General features: G+C 63.2%; 21 protein-coding genes, 1 pseudogene and 1 riboswitch. Of the genes and pseudogenes, 13 read left to right on the forward strand and 9 right to left on the reverse strand.

Features of this window, described 5'->3' with window-relative positions:
• Positions 1–41: 41 nt before the first annotated feature.
• Positions 42–584 (forward strand): PEP-CTERM sorting domain-containing protein, encoded by a 543-nt coding sequence (locus F1609_RS31825; protein ID WP_167081582.1) that lies wholly within the window; start codon positions 42–44, stop codon positions 582–584.
• A gap of 165 nt (positions 585–749) precedes the next feature.
• The gene (locus tag F1609_RS35485) at positions 750–914 is read left to right on the forward strand and encodes a hypothetical protein (RefSeq protein WP_370661697.1); all 165 of its coding nucleotides are present in this window, start codon (positions 750–752) and stop codon (positions 912–914) included.
• On the opposite strand, the pseudogene F1609_RS31830 reads toward F1609_RS35485, so the two are convergent.
• Positions 880–1,257 (reverse strand): annotated as a pseudogene (locus F1609_RS31830) (TetR family transcriptional regulator); the annotation flags it as partial. The gene F1609_RS35485 and the pseudogene F1609_RS31830 sit on opposite strands and share 35 nt — an antisense overlap.
• A gap of 210 nt (positions 1,258–1,467) precedes the next feature.
• Here F1609_RS31830 and F1609_RS31835 point away from each other — a divergent pair.
• Positions 1,468–2,682: an arabinose transporter gene (locus F1609_RS31835; protein WP_167081586.1), complete on the forward strand. Its 1,215-nt coding sequence runs from the start codon at positions 1,468–1,470 to the stop codon at positions 2,680–2,682.
• A 79-nt stretch (positions 2,683–2,761) separates the two neighbouring features.
• Here the strand turns inward: F1609_RS31835 and ribB are convergent, their stop codons facing one another.
• From ribB to F1609_RS31855, 4 genes are all read right to left on the reverse strand, one after another.
• Positions 2,762–3,433 (reverse strand): 3,4-dihydroxy-2-butanone-4-phosphate synthase, encoded by a 672-nt coding sequence (ribB, locus tag F1609_RS31840; RefSeq protein ID WP_167081588.1) that lies wholly within the window; start codon positions 3,431–3,433, stop codon positions 2,762–2,764.
• Positions 3,434–3,542: 109 nt separating this feature from the next.
• Positions 3,543–3,714: riboswitch (FMN riboswitch) on the reverse strand.
• Positions 3,715–3,972: 258 nt separating this feature from the next.
• Positions 3,973–4,953: a magnesium/cobalt transporter CorA gene (corA, locus tag F1609_RS31845; protein WP_167081590.1), complete on the reverse strand. Its 981-nt coding sequence runs from the start codon at positions 4,951–4,953 to the stop codon at positions 3,973–3,975.
• Positions 4,950–6,572 (reverse strand): RimK family ATP-grasp domain-containing protein, encoded by a 1,623-nt coding sequence (locus F1609_RS31850; protein ID WP_167081592.1) that lies wholly within the window; start codon positions 6,570–6,572, stop codon positions 4,950–4,952. Before F1609_RS31850 ends, corA begins: the two co-directional genes overlap by 4 nt.
• Positions 6,573–6,587: 15 nt before the next feature.
• Positions 6,588–7,790: a GNAT family N-acetyltransferase/peptidase C39 family protein gene (locus F1609_RS31855; RefSeq protein ID WP_167081594.1), complete on the reverse strand. Its 1,203-nt coding sequence runs from the start codon at positions 7,788–7,790 to the stop codon at positions 6,588–6,590.
• Between the two features lie 237 nt (positions 7,791–8,027).
• Between F1609_RS31855 and F1609_RS31860 the strand changes: the two genes are divergently transcribed.
• From F1609_RS31860 to F1609_RS31875, 4 genes are read left to right on the forward strand one after another with little or no spacing between them, the layout of a single operon-like run.
• Positions 8,028–8,339, forward strand: a complete 312-nt coding sequence (locus F1609_RS31860) for a hypothetical protein (protein ID WP_167081597.1) — start codon at positions 8,028–8,030, stop codon at positions 8,337–8,339.
• Complete coding sequence (locus tag F1609_RS31865; RefSeq protein WP_167081599.1) at positions 8,336–8,974, forward strand: ParA family partition ATPase; 639 nt, start codon at positions 8,336–8,338, stop codon at positions 8,972–8,974. Before F1609_RS31860 ends, F1609_RS31865 begins: the two co-directional genes overlap by 4 nt.
• A gap of 32 nt (positions 8,975–9,006) precedes the next feature.
• Positions 9,007–9,222: a hypothetical protein gene (locus F1609_RS31870; protein WP_206752979.1), complete on the forward strand. Its 216-nt coding sequence runs from the start codon at positions 9,007–9,009 to the stop codon at positions 9,220–9,222.
• A complete protein-coding gene (locus F1609_RS31875; protein ID WP_167081603.1) occupies positions 9,219–9,830 on the forward strand; it encodes a GNAT family N-acetyltransferase in 612 nt (203 codons plus the stop codon). The genes F1609_RS31870 and F1609_RS31875 overlap by 4 nt, the downstream gene beginning before the upstream one ends.
• Here F1609_RS31875 and F1609_RS31880 read toward each other — a convergent pair.
• Positions 9,819–10,418 (reverse strand): manganese efflux pump MntP, encoded by a 600-nt coding sequence (locus tag F1609_RS31880; protein ID WP_167081605.1) that lies wholly within the window; start codon positions 10,416–10,418, stop codon positions 9,819–9,821. The two genes, F1609_RS31875 and F1609_RS31880, sit on opposite strands and share 12 nt — an antisense overlap.
• A 455-nt stretch (positions 10,419–10,873) precedes the next feature.
• Here F1609_RS31880 and F1609_RS31885 point away from each other — a divergent pair, with 455 nt between their 5' ends.
• From F1609_RS31885 to F1609_RS31905, 5 genes are all read left to right on the forward strand, one after another.
• Positions 10,874–11,515 (forward strand): TetR/AcrR family transcriptional regulator, encoded by a 642-nt coding sequence (locus F1609_RS31885; protein WP_167081607.1) that lies wholly within the window; start codon positions 10,874–10,876, stop codon positions 11,513–11,515.
• Between the two features lie 173 nt (positions 11,516–11,688).
• Positions 11,689–12,342, forward strand: coding sequence for a protein-L-isoaspartate O-methyltransferase family protein (locus F1609_RS31890; protein WP_167081609.1), 654 nt, complete (start codon positions 11,689–11,691; stop codon positions 12,340–12,342).
• 12 nt (positions 12,343–12,354) lie between these two features.
• Complete coding sequence (locus tag F1609_RS31895) at positions 12,355–12,678, forward strand: rhodanese-like domain-containing protein (protein ID WP_167081611.1); 324 nt, start codon at positions 12,355–12,357, stop codon at positions 12,676–12,678.
• Positions 12,679–12,811: 133 nt separating this feature from the next.
• Positions 12,812–14,170, forward strand: coding sequence for a TolC family outer membrane protein (locus F1609_RS31900; protein WP_167081613.1), 1,359 nt, complete (start codon positions 12,812–12,814; stop codon positions 14,168–14,170).
• 82 nt (positions 14,171–14,252) lie between these two features.
• Complete coding sequence (locus F1609_RS31905) at positions 14,253–15,839, forward strand: DUF8224 domain-containing phage-derived protein (protein ID WP_167081615.1); 1,587 nt, start codon at positions 14,253–14,255, stop codon at positions 15,837–15,839.
• 25 nt (positions 15,840–15,864) lie between these two features.
• Here the strand turns inward: F1609_RS31905 and F1609_RS31910 are convergent, their stop codons facing one another.
• The gene (locus F1609_RS31910) at positions 15,865–16,323 is read right to left on the reverse strand and encodes a hypothetical protein (RefSeq protein WP_167081617.1); all 459 of its coding nucleotides are present in this window, start codon (positions 16,321–16,323) and stop codon (positions 15,865–15,867) included.
• Between the two features lie 181 nt (positions 16,324–16,504).
• On the opposite strand from F1609_RS31910, the gene F1609_RS31915 reads away from it, so the two are divergent.
• A complete protein-coding gene (locus F1609_RS31915) occupies positions 16,505–17,647 on the forward strand; it encodes a sensor histidine kinase (RefSeq protein ID WP_167081619.1) in 1,143 nt (380 codons plus the stop codon).
• Between the two features lie 18 nt (positions 17,648–17,665).
• On the opposite strand, the gene F1609_RS31920 is transcribed toward F1609_RS31915, so the two are convergent.
• Positions 17,666–18,799: a sensor histidine kinase gene (locus F1609_RS31920; protein ID WP_187363183.1), complete on the reverse strand. Its 1,134-nt coding sequence runs from the start codon at positions 18,797–18,799 to the stop codon at positions 17,666–17,668.
• 162 nt (positions 18,800–18,961) lie between these two features.
• A complete protein-coding gene (gene gloA / locus F1609_RS31925) occupies positions 18,962–19,375 on the reverse strand; it encodes a lactoylglutathione lyase (RefSeq protein ID WP_167081621.1) in 414 nt (137 codons plus the stop codon).
• Positions 19,376–19,414: the final 39 nt, after the last annotated feature.

The raw sequence follows: 19,414 nt of genomic DNA on the forward strand, positions 1-19,414 counted from the left end.
ATGTTTTTTTGTTAAGCTGATGGTTCTATCAGGAGACCACCATGCTCAAACCATCGTTACTGATTGCCGCCGCCTTGCTGGCGGGCAGTGCCCAGGCTGGCTCAACCCTCAGCCAGTTTACCTATACCGGTTTCTTCCACGAAGAAGCGGGGCAATTCCTGCCGAATGCGCACATAGACGGCTATTTTGAAACCGAAGACTTGAACGGCAATGGGGTCCTGGAACGCAGCGAGGTGTCGTCGTTCGTGCTCAACGGCCAGCAATATGTCGGCGGCTGCGGCCCGGAAGTGTTCCTGTGCGGGCTGTTCGACTTTTCCTATACCCCGGGCGCGGCGCTCAGTTTCAACAGCGCCTGGAGCACCGATCCCTGGAACGAGGCTGGCGTGGCGGGCGGCGAGGCGCTCAGCGGGGTCGAGGTCAAGGAGTACTCCTACTGGATGGGCAACGCGGCGTCGTATACCTTGCGCTGGACCGGGGACACCCTGTTCACCATCTCGCCGGTGCCCGAGCCGGCCACCTGCGCCATGCTGGCGCTGGGGCTCGGGGTGCTGGCCCTGGGCCACCGGCGCCGGCGTATTGTGTAGAAATATATATTGCATGATGGCAATTTCTGTATTGCCACCTCATTCACCAGTGCCTTGCTCATGATTGCTGAATAGAATTTTATTCAACAATCATGACCACGGGCTCATGAAATTTTCCAAAAGAAACATATCGTCTTCATCGACAGCGCCGTGGAAGACCGGACCATGTTGAGCGAGGCGCTGCGTCAGCGCGCCCGGATTGTGGTGTTGCCGGCGCAGTGCGATGGACTGGCGCAGATCGCGCTGCTGCTGGGCGGCCAGCCGCGCATGGCTTGCCCAGCGTCAGATAGCCCATCACCGCGTCGACGATCGCGCTTTCGATCGCGTTGATGGCGAAGCGGGGCGGATCGATCACGGCCGCGTGCACCATCGACTCGATGATGTGAAGCATGACCCAGGTCGCCAGGTCCAGGTCTTGCGGGGTGATCGCGGCGCGCCAGTCATCGAGCAGCGTGCGCACGCGCTGGAAGATGCCCCGGTCGGGCTCGCTCTCCGACCGGGGCGCGTCGAAGAAGGGGAATTCCAGGCCGGCCTTGTCGGCGATCAGGTTGGTGTTGGTGCCGGCATAGCCATGTTCGGCGAAAACGCGAGCCGTCGCCTCGAGTATCGTCTCCACGGTGTGTTTGGAGCGCGCCTGGCGCGGCTCTTTCCTTGGGCGGGGAATCGCTGGCATGAGCGATGTCTAATGCGAGTTTTCAGCATGAGCCACGGATTTTATAATTTGTTCCAATTGCGAGCAAATACTCGCCTTTATTTAAAACGCTTTTATCCATGCAATAAAAGCGGAGAAACGAGAAGCCGCTACCCGATATGGGTAAATCGCCTCGATGATGAATAACTGGACATTTCAACCTGGTAATAAACGCCCGATGAAAAAATATACATGACTTCCCACAAGCCAACAGCAAGCTCTCCCCCGGCAATCACCGGCGCGGGCCAGCAAAGCGTCCTGCAACAACTAGCGCCGATCGTACTGGCCGTGTTTGTCAGCTTCATGACGATCGGCATCGCCCTGCCCGTGCTGCCCCTGCACGTGCACGGCCAGCTCGGCATGAGCACCCTGATGGTCGGCATGGTCGCCGGCGCCCAATTCGCGGCCGCGCTGCTCACGCGCGCGTGGGCCGGCGCCCTGTCCGATACGCGCGGTTCGAAATGCGCGGTGATGACCGGTTTCGGGATCGGCATCGCCTCCGCCCTGGTCTATTTCCTCTCGCTGTATTGGGTGGACCAGCCGCAGTTATCGGTCGCCGTGCTGATCGTCGGGCGTGTCCTGCTCGGCTGCGCCGAAAGCCTGATCGTCACCGGCGCCCTGAGCTGGGGCGTCGGCCTGGTCGGCCCCCAGCGCGCCGGCAAGGTCATGGCCTGGGTCGGCATCGCCATGTACGGCGCCTACGCCGCCGGCGCGCCGGCCGGCATGGCGATCTACAAGGCCTGTGGCTTCAGCGGCATCGCCGCGGCCGGCATGATTGCGCCGCTGCTGGCCATGATCATGCTGTTCAAGGTGGACGCCATCGCGCCCGGCAAGCTGCGCCGCGTTCCGTTCTACAAGGTGCTCGGCATGGTCTGGCTGCCCGGCGCCGGACTGGCGCTGTCGAGCGTCGGCTTCGGCGTGATCACGGCCTTCGTGTCGCTCTTGTTCGCGACCAGGCAATGGGGCAGCCCGGCGCTGGCCTTCACCGCGTTCGGCGTCGGGTTCATCGGGGCCCGCCTGCTGTTCGGCCACCTGCCGGACAAGATCGGCGGCGCCAAGGTCGCCCTGGTATGCGTGCTGATCGAAGTGCTCGGCCAGGCCTTCATCTGGCGCGCCGAAACCCCGCTGCTGGCCTGCCTGGGCGCGGCCCTGACCGGTTTCGGCTATTCGCTGGCCTTTCCCGGCTTCGGCGTCGAGGCGGTCAGGCGCACCCCGCCCCAGAGCCGCGGCGCGGCGATGGGTGCGTACGTGGCCTTCCTCGACATTTCGCTGGCCATCACCGGCCCGCTGGCCGGCGCGCTGGCCAACGTGGCCGGCATCAGCGCGGTCTACCTGGCCGGCGCCGCCTGCGTCGGGCTGGCCGCGCTGGTCGCCATGCGCCTGCTGGCGCCGGCGCCGGCGTCCTGAATGCCGGGGGCGCCAAATTGACAGGGCTGCCGCCCGGCCCGCCAGGGCGCGGCCGGCCGCGCCCCGGGGGGGGAACGGATCAGGCCGGCGTGGCCATGTTACCGATGTGTACGGCCAGCTCATCGATCGTCAGCTGCACCAGGTCGTGCGACGCCGCGTACAGTTCGATCTGTGCGCCCTTGGCCATGCTGCCGTCGGCGTTCATCAGTTCGCACAGCACGGCTGCCGGTTTCAGGCCGGCCAGGCGCATCAGGTCGACCGAGCCTTCGGTATGGCCGCGCCGCTGCAGCACGCCGCCCGCCGCCGCCCGCAGCGGGAACACATGGCCCGGGCGCGCCAGGTCGTCCGGGCGCGCGTGGTCGGCGATGGCGGCTTTGATCGTGGTGACGCGGTCGGCCGCCGACACGCCGGTGGTGACGCCGTGGCGGGCCTCGATCGTGACGGTGAAGGCGGTGCCGTGGCGGCTGCCGTTGTTCTCGACCATGGCCGGCAGTTCCAGCTGCCGCAGGCGCTCGTCGGTCAGGCACAGGCAGACGATGCCGCTGCAGTCGCGGATCAGGCGGGCCATGCTCTCGGTCGAGATTTTTTCCGCCGCGACGATCAGGTCGGCTTCATTCTCGCGATGGAAATCGTCCATCAGCAGCACGGGGCGGCCCGCGCGCAAATCGGCCAGCGCGCGCGCCAGCCGCTCCGGAAACGGCGCCAGGCCCTCGGGTACATAAGGTGGGTTTAATTCAGCAGGTAAAAACATGAGAAACGCTCCGCATATGAAGATTGCAAAAGACGTTACAGGGGATTGGAATAGCCAGACGCAAGCGGCGCAGGCGCGTTCAAGGAACGCGCTGCGCATACCAAGCATGGCACATCGTCTTTCATCCGGACTATGACCGTCGGCCCTGGAATCACACCAGATCTGCTGACCCTGTTCTTTGAAAATGCGACCGAACAGGCGCTCGCGGGCTGATCCGGCCCATCGTGTGATGAACCGGTTTTACCGCCGGTGGGGAATTGCACCCCGCCCTGAAGACGTGCTAACTACCGGTGATTCCGGCACGGCAATTATACGCAGTTCGACGGTTTTGCGTGCCTGACCAGGCTGTTCATGGCGACGATGCGCGCGCTGGAATGCGAGTCGTGGGGCGCGTTTCAGCGACGCTTGCGCGCGCCTTCCGGCCAGCCGCAACCGATATGAAATGCGAGCCGGCCGCCGCGTTTTATTGTTGTTTTTGGCGCGCATAGCGGTTCTGCGAAGCCTGACCGCGTGCTTTCGCAGCGCCGCGCCGCGGGTGCTCAAAGCCATCCCACTCGCTTGAGCCGACGGTGCAGAAAAACGCTCACCAGAAAGATACCAAGCATGACGCAAGGGTAGCTCCAACGCCATTTCAATTCGGGCATGACGTCAAAATTCATCCCGTACAAACTGAATACCATGGTCGGAACGGCGAGAATGGCGCCCCAGCCAGCGAGGCGCTTGACCACCTCGTTCTGCCGGATCGTTACCTGGGCCAGCGCTACCTGCATGGCGGCATCGATCATCTCCCTTACCCGGTCCGCCGACTCCGTTACACGCGCGACGTGGTCGAGAATGTCGCGGTAGTAGATCCGGTTTTCTTTCGGAATAATGTCCCCGTGAAAGCGCAGCAACTGCGTACACACGTCGGTCAGCGGCCCGGCGGCCGCCTGCAAGGACAGCAGTTCGTTCTTCAGATTGTAAAACTCTTCCAGGTTACCGGCCGGAGGATTGGGCTGGAACAAGTCCTTTTCCACCTGCCGGAAGCGGTACTGGAGCGTATCCATGCAGGGCTGGTAATGGTCGACAATGAAGTCGACGATCGAGTACAGGACGTAGCCCGGTCCGGTGGCCAGCCTGGCCGGGGTGTTTTCGGTTTTTTCGCGCACGCTGCCGTACCCGTTCGATTTCCCATGCCTGACGGTGATGACGAAGCGACGCCCGACAAAGACATGGGTTTCGCCGAAGTGAATCGTTTGTCCCGCCAGCGTCACCGTGTGCAAGACCACGAACAAGGTCTCGCCGTATTCCTCGATCTTGGGGCGCTGGTGGGCCTTCTGGGCATCCTCGACCGCCAGTTCGTGCAAGTCGAATTCTTCCTGTACCCGCTCCATCAGTTCATGATCCGGTTCAACCAGGCCGAGCCAGACAAACGTCTCCTGCTGTTCCAGCGCCGTACCGATCTCGTCGATCGTGATCTCGCCGCGCTTGACGCCGTGCCGGTATACCGAACAATTTACCCTTGCCAAGCCCTCGTTCATGCAGCGGATCCGGTCTGCACGCGCGTCAGGCCGTGGGCCATATCGAGCCGGCGCACCAGGTCATGCAGCACGATGCGGTACATGTCGTCGCCCAGTACGGCGTCTTCATTGCCGGCATCGATATTCGGGTTGTCGTTGACTTCGATGACCACGGGACCGCGCGCCGTCATTTTCATGTCCACCCCGTACAGCCCGTCGCCGATCAGATTGGCCGCGGCGACCGCGTATGCCAGCAGGTCGGGCGGGACGTCGTCCAGCGCCACTGCGCGCGCGGCGCCAAACTTGGCCTGGCCGCCGGCATCGCGCTTGGCGATCTGCCAGTGATTCTTGGACATGAAGTACTTGCTCGCGAAAATCGCCTTCCGGTTCAACACGCCGATGCGCCAGTCGAAATCGGTGTACATGTATTCCTGCACCAGGATTAATGCCGACTGCGCCAGCAGGGCCTGGGCGGTTTCCTGGAATTGTCCGGCGTTGGCCACCTTGGTCACGCCGCGGGAAAAGGCGCCGTCCGGAATTTTCATGACCATCGGGTAACCGATTTCACGTTCGATGGCGCCGATGTCGGCAATGTCCGCGCGTTGCAGCGCATAGGTGTGCGGAGTCGGTATTTTGTTCAGGCGCATCAGGTCCGCCAGATACACCTTGTTGGTGCAGCGCAGGATCGACATCGGGTCGTCGATCACCACCATCCCCTCGCTTTCCGCCTTTTTTGCAAACAGATAGGTGTGGTGATTGATGGCGGTGGTTTCCCGGATGAACAGGGCATCGAATTCGGCCAGCCGCGAAAAATCCTTTTTCTCGATCAGGGTGACATCCATGGCCAGTTCGCGGCCCACGTCGACAAAGCGCTCCAGCGCTGCTTCGTTGCTCGGCGGCAGCTCTTCGTCCGGATCGCGCAAAATGGCGATATGGTAGCGGTACGGTTTGACCGGAGCCGGGGCCGGCATCGGTGCACGCTCGATGGCGCGCAGGGCGGCGCGCCCGCAGGTGAGCTGGGCGTCGCTGAGGGTGCTCACATTGTGCACCCGGATGGCGCCAATCTTCCAGTCCTCGCCGCGTTCGAACTCGACCCGCATCAGGGGGGTCGGGAAGGTTTCGAAGATCTGGCGCGCCAGGGCGGCAAGCGGGGTGTATTCGGTGGTGCCGAAATAGATATCCATGGAAAATTCGACGGGCATCGGACGCGCGCCCGCGTCCTCGAGCGACTGGTTCAATGCATAGTCCAGCTCGTCTGTATCAAGGCCGTAGATCGCTTTGCGCGACAAGTCGTTGATGGTTTTCACCGACGGCAGCACCGCCTGGCCGCGCGCCTCGGCCAGCAGCGAGCAGTAGTAACCGACCGACAAATATTTGTAGCTTCGGCACAGGTTGATGACGGTGCTTCCCGGCGCGCCGCCCTGGTCCGCCGAGCCCAGGAACTGGGCCGCAGTGACGATGGTGTACGGGGTGGCCGTATCGGGCCAGTCCTTGAGCTGCTCGACCACGATGATCAGGCGCGACGCCGTGCCGCGTGCGCGCAGCGTGGCAACGCGCGCGGTGGCGGGAGGTTCCTTGGGGTCGTCGTCGGCGCCAGCGGCAAACCGGGCAATCGTAGGGCGGGATAACTTGGTGCGCATGGGGTCCATGATGGGTCAGAAGGTGGGTTGAGCGGCCGCGCGGCCGGGCGTGGGAAAAGTGGAAGGGGGATAGATCACCACCACCGCCTTGGTGGCGTTGCGGCCATAGCGCGCCATGCGCTCGAAGTCTTTCTTCAGGATCGCCATGTTGATGCGCTCGTCCGCCGCCCGTCCGCTGGCGTTGTCGGGATCGTGGATGAAAAAGTAGCGCTCATCGCATCCGGTGAGCACCACCCAGTGCGGCGCACGCTCGCGCGTGAGCCTGTAGGTCGAGATCAGTACCAGCGCGATGCCGCCATCGAGATAGCAGCGGGTCAGTTCGGCCGTGCCGGCAACCCGGTGGTGGACCGCGATGCCGGCCTCGCGCGCCTGGCGCACGAAATCGTCATGCACCAGGGTGATGACGTCGCGCTTTTCTTCGCTGCGCACCGACTCGCGGAACAGCACGCCATCGCCATTGACGTAGATCTCGGTCGGATAGCCGCGCCTGTGCGCCGCCAGGGCCAGTCCGTAGGGCCCGCAGCCGCCGTGGCCGGCCGTCATGAAAATCGTGGTCGCTTCGCGCCAGATCTGCAGTTCCAGCGTACGCTCGAGCACCAGGGCATGGTCGAACGCTTTCATGGCCATCATCAGGCACGACGCGCCGCAGGTAAATCTCAGGGTCTGGCGGTAATAGACGGTCCGGGCCAGCTCGGGGCGCAGCCGCGCGGTGAGCGATTTTTCGAAGCGCAGCGCGTCCATGCCGTCCTCGTAGTAGGCGCCATGCTCGCCGAACACGGCATACCCGTGGCCAAGAAAGAGCCGCTGCGACGCCAGGTTATCCTTGCGGATCTCCAGGCGCATGGCCACGCAGTTGTGCGCCAGTGCCAGTTCTTCGGCGGCGCGCAGCAGTGCCGAAGCGACACCCTGGCCCAGCCAGCCGGGCGCGGTGGCGATCGAATACACGCGCGCCAGCGACACGTCGGCCCGGAACAACAGGGTGATATAGCCGCGCGCCTGTCCATCGGCTTCATCGATCAGGGTCACGGAGTTGCCTTCGGTAAGCAAATGGCGAAAGCTGCGGCGGCTGAGCCGGTCGGACTCGAAACTGGCCTCTTCGATGTCCAGCAAGGTCCTGATGTCTTCCGGACCCGCCTGGCGGATCCGGCCCGCTGCGACGCTGCGCGGCAAGGGCGCCCCGTCGCGTTGCGCGTCCCGCTGATCAATTACAGCACTCATCTCTGCCTCTTCCTTGTGGTTTGCTTGTTGGCAGCGGCAATCGTACACAGCGCCATATAAAAACGGCGTCAAGAACACAGGTCAAAGCGTAAACAACCCGTAAACAGCGCCCCGGCGTGGCGGGCGCCAGTGGGTTTTTACGCTGCGTTTACAGGCGGCGGGGAACTTTTTAGAACATCTTTACGGCTTGCTTGATACGCTGGTCGCAGTCAATCACCTACCACTGGCGGAGGCACCATGAACTCGTTTGCAACCCTGTATCCCTCATCCCGGCGCATCCCTGTCCGATCGGCGGCCGCCATGCGCATCTGCACCATCCGTATGTCGGTCGATGCCGGATCGGTCACGACCTTGCGTCAGCTGGCGATGCGGGTGTGCGGCGAGGCGCTGGAATTCATGCGCATCGCCATCTGCGCCGGCGGCGCCCGGATCGAAGTCTGGCTGTGCGTGCGCCAGTCCTGTGCCAGCGTGCTCAGCGAAACCATTGCGCGCCAGTTGCCCGGCGCCCGCTTCAAGGACATGCCGCATCGGGCGGGAGCGGCGCCATGATCGTCGCCATCGCAAGTATCCAGGGACACGCCCTCAAGGCGCTGCTGGCGGCGAATCTGGCGGTGTTGCGGGCCCGTAGCGGGCGCACGATCTGCATGATCGATGTCGATCCGTGCCGCAGCGCCTATCGCTGGAGTTGCGAGCGCAGCGCAGCGGGCCAGCGTCCCTCCGTGCCCACCCGCACGCTTGATGCGCGCTCGCTGGCGCGCGAGATTGACAACTTGAGTGCCGGCTTCAGCGACCTGCTGATCAATACCGGCGAGGTGGAAACCCAGGAAGCCCGTTCGGCGCTCATCGCCGCGCGCGTCGTGCTGGTGCCGGTGCAGGTCGGGGATGTCGATCTCGATTCGCGCTATCCGCTCATTGCGCGGCTTAATTCGGCCCGCATGTTCAATCCGTCCTTGAAGGTGCTGTTCGTGATCGTATCGGACGGGCCGGCACCGTCGCCGCAGCAGCTGGCGGCGGTGCGGCTATACGTCGCCCATGTCATGTCGGCCACCCTGGTCGCGACGGTGCTGCATGTACCGTGCAGCCATGACTACGGCCAGGGGCGCTGCGCAAGCGACGCGCAAACCTGCGATCCGGACGCCGCCGCCGAACTGCATGCCTTGTATCGCGAAGTCTATACGCACTGAGCGCGCCCCCTGATTCCCATTGCTTGCACCCGATGATGACTTTTCCCACCAAAGCCGTGCCCGTGAACAATCACCCCGCCTGCCGTCGTGGTCGTCGAACTGCCCGCAGGATTGCTCGTGGCAAGCGGCCGCTGGTAGACCAGCACGGACATGCCAGGTATTCGCTGTTCTGGATCACGCTCATTGCCTCGATCGCTGTGCTGGTGTTTTATATCGTGCGGACCATTATTGCCGAAGGTGTTGCATGAATGGTGGCCAGGGCGAGCCGGCTGTGCTCATCGGCAAGCGGGTCAGGCTACGCTTGATCGAAGAGCGCGATGCGCCTGGCTTGTTCGCGCTTTACTCGGACCAGGAGGTCATGCGCTATTGGAACCACGCGCCATGGACAGCGCCGCAGCAGGCCGACAGGGCGGTTGAAGAAGCGCGCTCCGAGCACGCGAGCGGCATCAGCCTGCATTATGTCATCGAGCACTTGTCCACAAAAAAGCTGATCGGCAGCTGCGCCCTGTACGCCGTCGACCGGGAAAACCGCTGTGCGGCGCTCGGCTACCTGCTGGCCAAGTCATGCTGGGGCCAGGGCTACCTGTCGGAAGCGATGCACTGCTTTCTTGATTACGCATTCCGGCAACTGACACTCGACAGTATCCATGCCGATATCCATCCCGCCAATGCCGCCTCTGCCAAGGCCTTGACCAGGCTCCGGTTTCGGCAAGACCGGGACCGGCGCGCAAGCTGGCTCGTCGGCGGCGCGCAATGCGCCACCGCGTCGTATCGCCTCACGCGGCGCGAGTGGTTGCTAGGATTGCACCATGGAAAAATCGATGCTCATCAGTTGCCTTGCCGGTCAAGATGGTAAAACGCTTTGCGGTATTCCTGCCAGGGCTGGCCGCGTATGTTCGTACAGGATAAGGCAGCCGATACTAATCAATACCAGCCCGCCGATAAGTTCCGCGCGCTTGCCGGCAATAGCGCCCAGAAGCCGGCCCATCATCACGCCGGCAGTGACCATGATGAAGGTGGAAAAACCGATCGCGGCCGCGGTAATGAGAATATCGGCGCCGAGTAGCGCCAGGCCAATGCCGACCACCATCGCATCAATGCTTGTGGCAAATCCGGTAAGGGCAAGCATCCAGAACGTGTGGCTTGCCGGCTTTTCCAGCGCCTCGCTCTCTGCGGAGACGGACGACTTGATCATCATCAGGCCGATGGCGCACAAAAGCACGAATGCGATCCAGTGGTCCCAGGCCGCGACATACGGTGCGGCTACCCGGCCCAGCGCCCAGCCGGCCACCGGTGTCAGCCCCTCGATGACGCCGAAGATCAAACCGGTTTTCAATGCTTCCCGCAGGCTCGGCTTGTGCAGCGCCGCACCTTTACCAATGGCGGCTGCGAACGCGTCTGTGGACATGGCAAGCGATAACGCTGCGGTAGATGCAAAATTCATCGATTCTTTCAGGAGTGGCCACGCCGGTCACGATCGAGCCTGGAGGTGCGAACCGGCTGCATGACAGCGACGCAATGGCGCGGCGTGGGTAAGGCGGGAGAGCGGCGCTTGCGCGCACAGCGTCACAGCAGCAGCCCGACGTTTTTGCATCGCCCGCGCGAACGCAGGCGGGTGCGCCGGGCCTGCCCGCATGTCGGGTGGGATCGGGCACGGCATTGGACATATTATAGCTGGCGGCGGACGCGCCTGCCATCCCGGCGGGACGCTGCGCCAGGCAGGATGGCCCTTCCGGGGCAGCCGGGAGCCCGCCGGGCTTGCCGCGCATGCCCCGTCCGCAGGTGCCTTTGTGCGATTTACAGTGCAAGCTGTTGTGTCGTCCAACGACCGCTAAACTTGACGGGGTGAAACCATCGGTCTATATTAATGACTCGCAAGTAAGTTACGGAATAGACCCCATGCAATGTCCCCTTGAGATGAAGCCGCGCTGGGAACGCCGTAAAGACGCGCGTCCCCAGGAGTTGCTCGCCGCCGCCCTCGACCTGTTCGTCGAGCGCGGCTTTGCGTCCACGCGGCTGGAAGACGTGGCCAAGCGCGCCGGTGTGTCCAAGGGCACCTTGTACCTGTATTTCACCAACAAGGAAGAGCTGTTCAAGGCCGTCGTGCGCGACACCATCGTGCCCGCCCTGGGCGCGGCCGAAGACATGATCGCCAGTTTCGAGGGCAACAGCGCCGACCTGTTGCGCGCCGTGATGATGGCCTGGTGGGAAAACGCGGGCGCCACCAAGTCGTCCGGCATGATCAAGCTGGTCATGGCCGAATCGAACAACTTTCCCGATATTGCCGTCTTCTACCGCGAAGAAGTCATCCTGCGCGGCAGCGGCATGATCAGCGGCCTGCTCGAGCGCGCCGTCGCCAAGGGCGAATTCCGCCCGCTCGATGTGTTCCTCACCACCCAGATCCTGATCGCTCCCATGCTCATGCTGATGCTGTGGAAGCATTCGATCGGCCCCTGCGAGATGTCGCAACTCGATCCGGTGGCGTTCATCGATTCCTTCCTCACCATGACCCTCGACGGCCTGCTGCCGCGCGCGCCATGAAGGCGCCGCGTAGGGCGTGCAGCGCCAGGGCGCCGATTTGGGGCGTTCATTCCCTCTAAACTGCAGACTGTCGCAATTTATGGCGATTGGTGGCCCCGGATCGTTAAGATGTGTGTTCCGAGGCCGTTCAACGATAAAATATCGGATTATTATTTTTCCTCACCGAGCACAAGATGAATATCGAACAAGCCCGTTTTAACATGATTGAACAGCAAATCCGCCCCTGGAACGTGCTGGACCAGGACGTGCTCGATCTGCTGGTGGTGGTCAAGCGCGAGGATTTCGTGCCCGCCACCTACAAGACGCTGGCCTTTGTCGATACCGAGATCCCCCTGCCGGGCGGCGAGGCGATGTTCACGCCAAAGATCGAAGCGCGCATCTTGCAAGATGTAGCCGTCAAGAAGCACGAAAATGTGCTCGAAATCGGCGCCGGCTCCGGTTACATGGCGGCCCTGCTGGCGCATAAGGCGCGCCACGTCACCACGGTCGAGATCAACCCGGAACTGAAGGAACTGGCCGCCAGCAACCTGGCCAACGCCGGCCTGAACAACGTCACGGTGGAACTGGGCAATGGCGCCGAAGGCTGGGATAAGGGCGCGCCGTTCGACGTCATCGTCATCTCGGGCGCGCTGGAATCCCTGCCGGAAGTGTTCTTGAAGCAGGTTAAGGTCGGCGGGCGCATTGCCGCGATCATCGGCCAGGCCCCGGTCATGTCGGCCCAGGTGATCACGCGCGTGTCCGAGACCGCGTACGACACGGTCAAGGTGTTCGAGACCAACGTCAAGATGCTGTCGACGTCGGTCAAGTCCTCGCATTTCACGTTTTAAGGCGGGGCCGGCATGCAGCAAATGACCGCCCCCGACCTGGCCGCCTGGCTGGCCGACCCCGCGCGCGCGCGTCCGTTGTTGCTGGACGTGCGCGAAAACTGGGAATTTGAAACCTGCAAGATCGAGGGATCGACCCAGATCGCGATGAACACGATTCCGGCGCGTATCGAGGAACTCGATGAAGAAGCCGAGATCGTCTGCATCTGCCACCACGGCGCGCGCAGCATGCAGGTCGCGGCCTTTTTGGAGCGCAACGGTTTTGCCCGGGTGACCAACCTGACCGGCGGCATCCATGCCTGGGCGTTGCAGGTCGACAGCAGCATGCCGCGCTATTGATGACGCGGTATTGAGCATGACGCTCAATACGATGACTACAAATCGCGGATAGCAATCACGCGCGGCGGCGGTGTCGGCCACCACCGGGCTGCAAGTTTTTTTAACTTTTTTGATGACTCCAATGGAGAATGCAATGCAGAAACCCCTCATGGCCGTGCTGATCGCCAGCGCATTTTTTTCCTTGAATGCACAGGCGGCAGACCTGATCCAGGTCTACCAGCAGGCGCTGGCCAATGACGCCGCGTTTGCCAGCGCGCGTGCGGCCCTGGCAGCCGGCATGGAACGGGTTCCGCAAGGCCGCGCAGGTCTCCTGCCCACGGTGGGCCTGAACGGCAGCATCGTCAAGAACGACGGCGAATCGACGCCGTGGAATATCGGCCAGACCGTGGTCCGCCCTGATGGCACCCGCGCGCTGGTCACCACCGGCGGCGCCAACGAGCGCACCACCACCCATACGCTGTCGCTGAGCCAGCCGCTGTTTCGCTGGGCTAACTGGCAGGCCTACGAACAAAGCAAACTGCAACAGTCGCAGGCCGAAGCCCAGTTCGCCCAGGCCCAGCAAGACCTGATCACGCGCGTCTCGCAAGCCTACTTCGACGTGCTGGCCGCGCAGGATACGCTGGAACTGAGCCGCGCCCAGAAAACCGCAACGACCGAGCAGCTTGCTTCAGCCAAGCGCAATTTCGAAGTCGGCACCCAGACCATCACCGACACCCACGAAGCCCAGGCCGCGTACGACCTGGTGGTGGCGCAGGAGTTTGCGGCGATTAACGACCTGGAAAACAAGCGCAGCGCCTTGCAGGCGATCATCGGCAGCGCCCCGACCGGCCTGGCCACGCTCAAGCCGGGCGTGCTGCTGGCCGCTCCCGAGCCGGCTGTGATCGATCCGTGGGTGAGCTCGGCCGAGACCCAGAACTACGGCGTCGTCGGCGCCCAGCTGGGCTATGAACTGGCCAAGCGCGAAATCTCGCGCACCCGCGCCGGCCATTATCCGACCCTCGACCTGACCGCCAACATCAGCCGCCAGAACATGACGGGCCAGACCTCGCAGTCGGGCAGGTCGGACGGCAAGGCGATCGGCATTTCCTACAATGTACCGATTTTCAGCGGCTTTGCCGTCACCAGCCGCGTACGCGAAACCATCGCGCTCGAAGACAAGGCCCGCAACGACCTGGAGGCGACCCGGCGCAACGCGGCCAACGTCGCGCGCCAGGCCTTCCTTGGCGTCAACAGCGGCTTGGCCCAGGTCAGGGCCTTGCAGGCGGCGGAAGTGTCGGGCAATTCGGCGCTCGAATCGAACAAGCTCGGCTACCAGGTCGGCGTGCGCATCAATATCGACGTGCTCAACGCCCAGCGCCAGTTGTATTCGACCCGGCGCGACCTCTCGCGTGCGCGTTACGACACCATTCTCAACGGCCTGCGCCTGAAATCGGCGGCCGGTTCGCTGCGCGAAGCGGACCTGGTGCCGGTCAACGACTTGCTGGTCAAGTAAGCAGTCAAGCACCGCACTCAAATACGGGGCAGGGCAGCGGGCATAGGCGCCCGCCTGCGCCTGCCCGTTTCACAGGAGCTCCATGATGAGCGATGCATCGCCCGCATTGCGCGGCAACGCCGGCCACGCGCAACTGGTGCGCGCAATCAATGAGCGCTTCAATGCGCTGAGCGGCCCGCTGTTCGCCACCGATGCCAGCGGTTTGTTCGAGGCCTACCTCGATGCGCTGCCCGGGCACGAGCGCCAGGAGTACAACTGCAGTTGCTGCCGCGTGTTCATCGAACGCTTCGGCGGCCTGGCGCAGGTGGACGATGACGGCCTGCTGGTCTCGGCCATCTGGGACGGCGACACCGCCCCGGCCGCGTTTCGCGGCGTGGCCACCACGCTCGCTCGCCTGGTCAGGCAGGCGGGCATCACCATGCCATTCCTGTCGAGCGAGGCCATGTACGGCAAGCCGGCCGCCGGCGGCTGGCACCACTTCGCCATCGAACCGGCCAGGGTGTATCGCGACAGTGAGCTGGAGAACGCCTGGCAGCATGCCTGCTCCAGGCGCGAAGCCTTCGTGTCGGTGCGCCGCGCCCTGGACGAGTACAGCGCGCCGGTGTGCGCGACGGCGCTGCGCCTGCTCAAGGACGATTCCCTGCACAACGCCGAAGCGGCGCTGGGCCAGGCCCAGTTCCTGGTCGACCTGCACGCCGCGCGCGACGCGGTCCACGGCGAGCACTGCAAGGACAACCTGGTGTACCGCATGGTGGCGCTCGCGCCCATGGGGTTTTGCCATCCGCGCACCAGCATGATCGCCACCTTGCTCGACGATATTCTCGCCGGCAAGAGCTTCGAGGCCGCAGCGGCCAGCTGGTCCGCCAAGATGGATGGACTTCAGTACATGCGCCCGCAGGCACTGCCGACGGCGGGAGCGATTGCGGCGGCAACCGAGGCGTTCGAAAAACTGGGGGCGGCCAGCGCGCTCGAGCGCCGCTTCGCCACCATGGACGATATCCAGGAAACCATCTGGCTGCCGCGCGCGCCCGCCTCGCCGCCGGCGGCAGGCGGCATCTTTGCCAGCGTGACGCCGAAACCGGCCAGTTCCCAGCCCGCCAGCATGACGGCGCCACCGGTTGTGATGACCCTGGAAAAATTCCGGCGCACGGTGCTGCCCGACGCGGACAGGATCGAGATGGCTGCGCCCATCACCAAAGTGCTGTTTACTGCCTTGACCAGCGCAGTGCATGCCGATGCGCGGCCGATCATGCAATGGGATACGCCGGCTCAGCGCAATCCGGTTGCCTGGTATGTCTACTCGGGCGGCTCCGATCCCCAGGACTTTAATCTGTCCGGCGACTTTTACGAGGTAACGGCCATCACGCCCTTACCCCATGAATGGGCAGGCCAGTCGCATCCCCAGCATGGAAAGGGCCTGGTCTTGCTGCTCAAAGGCGCGCGCGACCTGTCCTGCAAGAGTAGCTGCATCTTTCCCTCGTGCCTGAAAAGTGAACTGCGGGCCTTCCGCTCCACCATCGAAGCGTATAGCCAGGCCAATGACCTGTCGGGGTCCGGCGAGGACAATGTGGCCGGGATGGGACTGTACCAGGGCGGGCAATGTGCGGTACTGCTGCGCGTGACCAGCAAAGGCCAGGTCAGCGACTACCGGATCGACCGCTGGGACTGAGCGTGCACCAGCGCCGCCCGCTCGGTCAAGCCTCGCTCTGCGGCAGCGGAAACTCGAAGCAGATCGACCTGACCGGCATGCTCGAACGCAGCGCCGTATCCCATTTCTTGCTGTAATCGGCCGTGTCGGCCAGGCCATCGACGATGATCGTGATTTCGGAGGCGTGCCCGCCCTTGAACATGTCGAGCAGCGTGGTAAAGCGCTCGGGCGACTGGTGGATGTCGACCACGCACAGCGACTTGCCGGGCGCTACCTTGTAATTGACCCAGCCGGGTGGCTCGGTCGGGGGCAGGTTTTCCGGGTTGTGGCGCCGGATCGTCATGCTCCAGGCGGCGTGGTTGATCATGAAGGAGTCCGAGGCATAGATCTTGGGCGCGCCGGTCAGTTCCAGTTGCAGTGCGATTACCGGGTCGAGTTCGATAATGCCCTCCTGGCGCAACACGTGGTAGCTCAATCTGCTTTCGAACACTAACTCGGCCGTCATTGCTTCTCCTCTTCACCCTGTATCCGGCCATCTTACCCGTTCTTGTTTCCCACTGTAAGCAACAGTGTGAATAAGCCACATGCGCCGCCCTGGGTGGCGCTGCGCCTGCCGTGCGCCGGGCGGGGACCGGCATAACGGCGTAGACTGATGGGAACGCTCTTTTGCGCTTCTTCAGGACCTCATGCGCCTTTCAAAATTTATCAGCGACAATATCGAAGTTATTTTGCAGGAATGGGAAGATTTCGCCGGCACGCTGCACGCGCTCGATTCCGCCACTAAAGCACAGTTGCGCGACCATGCCAAAGCCATCCTCGCGGTGATCTGTGTCGACCTCGATACCTATCAGAGCGTCCAGCAAGGCATCGACAAAGCGCAGGGCAACGCGCCGGAAGCGGCCGGCGAAACGGCGGCCGAAGCGCATGCGGTCGACCGCTTGCAGGCCGGTTTTAAGGTCGAGGAAGTGATGGCCGAATACCGCGCCTTGCGCGCCAGCGTGCTGCGGCTATGGCAATGCCGGGTCAAGCAAGCCGACGCGTCGGACCTGCAAGACATGCTGCGCTTTAACGAGGCCATCGATCAATCGCTGACCGAATCGCTGGCGCATTTTTCGGCCATGGTGCGCGATTCCCAGAACGTCTTCCTCGCCATTCTCGGCCACCATGTGCGCAATCCGCTGGGGGCGATCAGCATGGGCACCCAGCTCATCCTGCAAGACGGCACGCTGGCGCCGCGCCACCTCAAAGTGGCGGCGCAAGTGTTGCGCAGTACGCAGCGGGTGAGCGATATCGTCTCCGACCTGCTCGACTATTCCACCAGCCACCTGGGAGGCGGCATTCCGGTCACGCCGGCGCCGTACGACTTGTCGGCCGAATCGCGCTCGGTCGTGCAGGAGATGAAGTTGTTTCACCCGGAACGCGAGTTCAGGGTCGATGTCGAGGACGACATCGGCGTCTGCTGGGACCGCGCGCGCATGAGCCAGGCGCTGTCGAACCTGCTGGCCAACGCGGTCCAGCATGGCGCGGCGGCCAGTCCGGTCTGGGTCACGGTCAGCCGCCAGGGCGGCGATGTGCTGCTGGTGGTGCAGAACGAAGGCGAGGTCATTTCGCCGCGCAGGCTGCGCACCATGTTCGATCCCGCCAAGAGTTTCGCCATGAAGAGCACCAGCGAACGCAGCGCCAGCCAGAGCGGCAATCTCGGCCTCGGTCTGTACATCACCCACGAGATCGTTCTGGCCCATGGCGGCAAGATCTGGGTCAGCTCGACCGAACTCGAAGGCACCACCATCAAGGTGCGGATTGCCACGGCCGGCAAGGCGGCCGGGTAGGCCGCGCGCGGCGCGCCATTACGTGGGCATGCTGTTGCGCGGCAGGCTGATGGTAAACACGCAGCCGACCCCGTTCAGGCTATGGACGGTCAGGGTGCCGCCATTCGACGCCACCGTCTGTTTGGCGATGGTCAGGCCGAGGCCGATCCCGGTGCGGTTGGCGCCCGACTGGGAAAACGGCAGGAACATGGTTTCTTCGACCCCGGCGGCCAGGCCGCCGCAGTGATCCTTGACATCGATCAGGATGCGGTCGCCCTGCGCATACGCGGTCAGCAACACTTCGGTGCCCGGCGCGGTGAATTTGAAGGCGTTCTGCAACAGGTTGGCCACCGCCGCGATGAGCAGGTCGCGCGTGCCGCGCAGCGCCAGCTCGGGCTCGACCGGCAGAATGCGGAAGGTGCAGCCATACATGACGGCCGAGAGCGCGGCGGCGTCGTAAATCTCCTGGATGAATGTGTCCAGCGAAAAAGCGTCCAGGCTTGCCTCGCGCATCGACGTGACGCGCACATCCTGGATCGAATTGGCGATCATTTTGTCCAGGCTGGTCAGGCTGCGCTCGAGAATCGATCCGGTGGCGCCGGCCAGGTTGAGATTGCCCGCTTTCGCCGCGGCGAACGCCAGCGACGCGGTCCCGAGCAAATTGCGCAGTTCGTGGGCGAAAAACCCCATTTGCCGATTGCTGTGTTCGGCGTTCATCACGTCGTTGAGGCCGTCGCGTTGATAACTGAATTCCGATACGGCGTCGGAAATGGCGTTGTCCAGGCAGCGGTTCAGGGTGCGGAATTCATCGACCGCGAACGGCGCGTCGTGCTCAAAGGCCAGGTCGGTAATCGACTGGCACAGGTCGCCGTAGTCGTGCACCACCTGGTCGACCGTCAGGCCCAGTTCCATCAAGTCCTTGCCGTGCTGGGCCGCCGACACGCTCACTTCGGACAGGGCCACGCCGCCGCCGGCTGGTCCGGAAATGAGTTCGCTCAGGTGCCGTTCGGGCGACTGTTCAATGCGCAAGGTCCGGATCAATTGATCGAGAAACATGGGAATGCCGTTTTGCAGTTGCGCCTCCGTCGCCGAGCGGCCGGGACGGTTTCCGACCTTGGCGCGGCAACGCGCTGCCAGCTCGTTGCGGTGATTCGACAAAAATTCGTGCAACATAAAGTGCTCCATTTCGTACCTGGCCAGTGCCTGGCCCAAGTCCAACGCCGATATGCGAAGCAATCTTGACGAACTTTTATCGTACAACGGAAATTACCCCGATTCCATATACTCTCGGTAACTACTTTCCTGTAACCAAAACTAAATGCCGGGAGGGGCGCCTTACTCGTTCAAGCCATTCGCGCGCACGCCGCCCTTGCGTTCGATCAGTTCGATCTTGTAGCCGTCGGGATCGGTGATGAAGGCGATGACGGTGCTGCCGCCCTTGACCGGACCCGGTTCGCGCGTGACGTTACCGCCGTTGGCGCGCGCCGCGTCGCAGGCCGCCACGATGTCGTCGGCGGAAATGGCGATGTGGCCGTAGGCGCTGCCCAGCTCATACTTGTCCACGCCCCAGTTGTAGGTCAGTTCCAGTTCCGCATGCTCCGGATTGCTGCCGTAGCCGACGAACGCCAGGGTGTACTTGTACTCCGCGTTTTCACTGGTGCGCAGCAAGGTCATGCCCAGCACCCTGGTGTAGAAATCGATCGAGCGCTGCAGGTCGCCGACCCGTAACATGGTGTGCAAAATACGCATCGCAGTCCTTGGTAATCAAATCAAGCCACGATTTTAAGC

The organism is Massilia aquatica (assembly GCF_011682045.1).
Taxonomy (GTDB): Bacteria; Pseudomonadota; Gammaproteobacteria; order Burkholderiales; family Burkholderiaceae_D; genus Telluria_A; species Telluria_A aquatica.

What these genes read in the sequence shown, in the direction of transcription:
- ribB (WP_167081588.1), bottom strand. Translation starts at nt 3,433, where the DNA reads ATGTTTTTACCTGCTGAATTAAACCCACCTTATGTACCCGAGGGCCTG.
- F1609_RS31895 (WP_167081611.1), top strand. Translation starts at nt 12,355, where the DNA reads ATGCAGCAAATGACCGCCCCCGACCTGGCCGCCTGGCTGGCCGACCCC.
- F1609_RS31835 (WP_167081586.1), top strand. Translation starts at nt 1,468, where the DNA reads ATGACTTCCCACAAGCCAACAGCAAGCTCTCCCCCGGCAATCACCGGC.
- F1609_RS31885 (WP_167081607.1), top strand. Translation starts at nt 10,874, where the DNA reads ATGCAATGTCCCCTTGAGATGAAGCCGCGCTGGGAACGCCGTAAAGAC.
- F1609_RS31920 (WP_187363183.1), bottom strand. Translation starts at nt 18,799, where the DNA reads ATGTTGCACGAATTTTTGTCGAATCACCGCAACGAGCTGGCAGCGCGT.
- F1609_RS31915 (WP_167081619.1), top strand. Translation starts at nt 16,505, where the DNA reads ATGCGCCTTTCAAAATTTATCAGCGACAATATCGAAGTTATTTTGCAG.
- F1609_RS31900 (WP_167081613.1), top strand. Translation starts at nt 12,812, where the DNA reads ATGCAGAAACCCCTCATGGCCGTGCTGATCGCCAGCGCATTTTTTTCC.
- F1609_RS31860 (WP_167081597.1), top strand. Translation starts at nt 8,028, where the DNA reads ATGAACTCGTTTGCAACCCTGTATCCCTCATCCCGGCGCATCCCTGTC.
- gloA (WP_167081621.1), bottom strand. Translation starts at nt 19,375, where the DNA reads ATGCGTATTTTGCACACCATGTTACGGGTCGGCGACCTGCAGCGCTCG.
- F1609_RS31880 (WP_167081605.1), bottom strand. Translation starts at nt 10,418, where the DNA reads ATGAATTTTGCATCTACCGCAGCGTTATCGCTTGCCATGTCCACAGAC.
- F1609_RS35485 (WP_370661697.1), top strand. Translation starts at nt 750, where the DNA reads ATGTTGAGCGAGGCGCTGCGTCAGCGCGCCCGGATTGTGGTGTTGCCG.
- F1609_RS31870 (WP_206752979.1), top strand. Translation starts at nt 9,007, where the DNA reads ATGATGACTTTTCCCACCAAAGCCGTGCCCGTGAACAATCACCCCGCC.
- F1609_RS31850 (WP_167081592.1), bottom strand. Translation starts at nt 6,572, where the DNA reads ATGCGCACCAAGTTATCCCGCCCTACGATTGCCCGGTTTGCCGCTGGC.
- F1609_RS31875 (WP_167081603.1), top strand. Translation starts at nt 9,219, where the DNA reads ATGAATGGTGGCCAGGGCGAGCCGGCTGTGCTCATCGGCAAGCGGGTC.
- F1609_RS31825 (WP_167081582.1), top strand. Translation starts at nt 42, where the DNA reads ATGCTCAAACCATCGTTACTGATTGCCGCCGCCTTGCTGGCGGGCAGT.
- F1609_RS31890 (WP_167081609.1), top strand. Translation starts at nt 11,689, where the DNA reads ATGAATATCGAACAAGCCCGTTTTAACATGATTGAACAGCAAATCCGC.
- F1609_RS31910 (WP_167081617.1), bottom strand. Translation starts at nt 16,323, where the DNA reads ATGACGGCCGAGTTAGTGTTCGAAAGCAGATTGAGCTACCACGTGTTG.
- F1609_RS31905 (WP_167081615.1), top strand. Translation starts at nt 14,253, where the DNA reads ATGATGAGCGATGCATCGCCCGCATTGCGCGGCAACGCCGGCCACGCG.
- F1609_RS31855 (WP_167081594.1), bottom strand. Translation starts at nt 7,790, where the DNA reads ATGAGTGCTGTAATTGATCAGCGGGACGCGCAACGCGACGGGGCGCCC.
- F1609_RS31865 (WP_167081599.1), top strand. Translation starts at nt 8,336, where the DNA reads ATGATCGTCGCCATCGCAAGTATCCAGGGACACGCCCTCAAGGCGCTG.
- corA (WP_167081590.1), bottom strand. Translation starts at nt 4,953, where the DNA reads ATGAACGAGGGCTTGGCAAGGGTAAATTGTTCGGTATACCGGCACGGC.